The organism is Geoglobus sp., from assembly GCF_054018175.1.
Window position 1 is genome coordinate 1 of sequence record NZ_JBPLZQ010000047.1, and the last position, 2,485, is coordinate 2,485.

Consider the following 2,485-nt stretch of genomic DNA (forward strand, 5'->3'; position numbering starts at 1 on the left):
CAAGCACACCCTCATAAAATGCAAGCTCTGCCCTCTGGGCGAGGATGTCCTCCAGCTGGGTGGCGTTGTATGGTGGAAAAACGATCTCCTCCTCACTGAGCGAGCTCAAAACCCTCGGATCGAGGAAGTTCTTGAACTTCAGGTCGTTTGAAATGCCGATGAGACTCACCCTCGCATTCTCAAGCTCGGAGTTTATCCTCGACAGGTTGTAGAGGACGTCGTCTCCCTTCTTGACCAGCTTGTCAATCTCGTCGAGGACGATAATTATCGTCTGGTCCCTCGCATCTATCGCCTGCCTGAGCTCCTCGTAGACCTGATCTGTGGGCCATCCGGTCATCGGAACGCTCTTGCCCAGAACCTTTGCGAGGGTTGCGAGGACCCTGTACTGGGTATCGATGATCTCGCAGTTGAGGTAGTGAACATAACAGTGAACGTTCATCTTTTTGCTCGCTTCTTCAAGCTGCCTCCCTACAAATTTAACAGTTGCAGTCTTCCCGGTACCGGTTTTCCCGTATATGAGAATGTTTGACGGCGTCTCACCCTGCAGAGCTGGGAGAAGTATCGAGGCTATTGCCTCTATCTGTTCCTTCCTGTGAGGAAGGTACTCGGGTGTGTAGGAGTGTCTCAGCACATCTCTGTTCTTGAAAATTCTCGTCTTTCTGAGCATCTTCTCGAAAATATTACTGTCAATCATAACCACACCTCTTGAGCAGAAGTGTTTCAATTTTGAGAGCATAATTTATGAACTTTGTGATTCCAGAGTGATAAATTTTTAAAAAACTTTAATTTTTTTCGGTTTATTTCTTATCCCCATTTAATCCCTTCAGCCGTTTAACCACCTCAACGATCTTCGGCAGGATTTCTCCAGCCTTTCCATGTATCACCACATCGAAAATACCATCCATGTGTGTTCTTTCGGCATTCACCATTATCAGTTTGGCACCACTGTTTCTGGCATAAACCGGAAGGTGAGCAGCCGGATAAACAACGAGCGATGAGCCCACAACAACAAAGACGTCGCACTTCCTGCTCTCCTCTATCGCAGCGTTAAGCGTTGCTGAAGGGAGCTGTTCACCGAAAAGAACAACTCTCGGTTTGAGGTACGGGCTACCACAATCGCAGGTTACTGGCTCTCCCCTGACGAGCTTCTCCTCAACGTCCTGCCATCTGTAGACCCTCCCACAATCCAGGCAGTCCACCAGCTCCATCGAACCGTGGAGTTCGTAAACCTTCCTACTACCTGCCCTCTGATGAAGCAGGTCGATGTTCTGAGTTATGACCGCCTTGACGATCCCCATTTTCTCCAGCTCGGCTATAGCGTGATGGGCAGGGTTAGGTTTCGCGTTAACCTTAACCATCAGGTCTCTTGCGAATTTCCAGAATGCCCTGGGGTTCCTCCTGAAACCGTGAATTGATGCCACCTCTTCAGGATCATACTTCTCCCATAACCCGTCGGTCCCCCTGAATGTCGGGATTCCGCTTTCCGCACTCACGCCAGCACCGGTAAATACGACCGCGTGCCTGGCCCTTGCGAGCAGTTCTGCGGCCCTTACAATTTCATTGTGGCTCATGGAAAAAGAGTTCTTCAGAAAATAAAAAACTATTTTGAAACCGCGAAGAGTGCCATCCTCTCCCTGACGAGGAGCCCGATCCTGCTCGCTCCCACAATCCTCAGTTCCTCATCGCTAATTCCGTAAAAGTCAGAGATTCTTCTGACCTTCTCTTCGTCCATCCTAAGGACATTCTGCTCCTCAAATCCGAGACTTTCCAGCAGATCCCTGCACCCGCAGATGTCCACAACGACCACACTGTTCTCCCCTTCCCTCACCCCAATTTTCAGCGCCTGGTTGATCTGTCTCGTGGCTGCTATGTGGAGCAGCACCTCCATGGAGAGGGTCCTTGCAACCCTCCTCCCGCCCTCCCACATTTTCAGCGCCTTCTCTGCGGCGAATCTTACTGTGTCGATGTCGACGACGTAGTCCGCGTTCACAAGAACGCATCCGTCCGGTATTTTGCTCAGGAAATCCCTGAGGTTTTCCACCCTTATTTTCCCCTGATAGATTCTCATAGCACTCTCGTAACCGACTCCATCCTGATACCTCTGTCAGTTATGTCGTACCTGAATATCGTCTTCGGAACGAGAGTCCTCTTGAGCTTTATGATCTTCATCCTCCTCTGAATTTCCGTTTCTGCCTCCCTCAGACTGAGCTCAATAACACCATCCACCACCTGCTTCACAGCAGTTTCGAAAGTTGGTTCAAACATACCCTTGGCAAAAATCACGAGGATTACCGACTCGTTTTTCCTGGCACTCACCGCCATTGACTCGAGCATTCCGAGCACGGCCTTTCTGTCGTAGTCCTCTGCGAAGTACCACAGGTTGTTGAGAACGACCCTCTTGTAGCCCCTCGCACACTCATTGATCACCCTGTTGTACGGATCTCCAGAAAGCGTGAGGCTCTCCCTCAGGCCAAGCGTTCCGACG

The 2,485-nt window shown here is 50.4% G+C and carries 4 protein-coding genes; all 4 read right to left on the reverse strand.

Annotated elements, in window-relative coordinates:
• Nucleotides 1-694 (reverse strand): Cdc6/Cdc18 family protein (locus ACXJJC_RS03690; protein WP_456369480.1); only part of this gene is annotated, 694 nt, incomplete at its 3' end.
• Between the two features lie 103 nt (nt 695-797).
• Nucleotides 798-1,571 carry an NAD-dependent protein deacetylase gene (gene cobB, locus ACXJJC_RS03695; protein ID WP_456369481.1) on the reverse strand — a complete coding sequence of 258 codons (774 nt, stop codon included), beginning with the start codon at nt 1,569-1,571 and terminating at the stop codon, nt 798-800.
• Between the two features lie 29 nt (nt 1,572-1,600).
• Nucleotides 1,601-2,068 carry a KEOPS complex subunit Cgi121 gene (cgi121, locus tag ACXJJC_RS03700; RefSeq protein ID WP_456369482.1) on the reverse strand — a complete coding sequence of 156 codons (468 nt, stop codon included), beginning with the start codon at nt 2,066-2,068 and terminating at the stop codon, nt 1,601-1,603.
• Nucleotides 2,065-2,485 (reverse strand): RAD55 family ATPase (locus tag ACXJJC_RS03705; RefSeq protein WP_456369483.1); only part of this gene is annotated, 421 nt, incomplete at its 5' end. The genes ACXJJC_RS03705 and cgi121, both read right to left, overlap by 4 nt.

Coding starts and splice junctions, on each gene's coding strand:
- cobB (WP_456369481.1), bottom strand. CDS start 1,571: ATGAGCCACAATGAAATTGTAAGGGCCGCAGAACTGCTCGCAAGGGCC.
- cgi121 (WP_456369482.1), bottom strand. CDS start 2,068: ATGAGAATCTATCAGGGGAAAATAAGGGTGGAAAACCTCAGGGATTTC.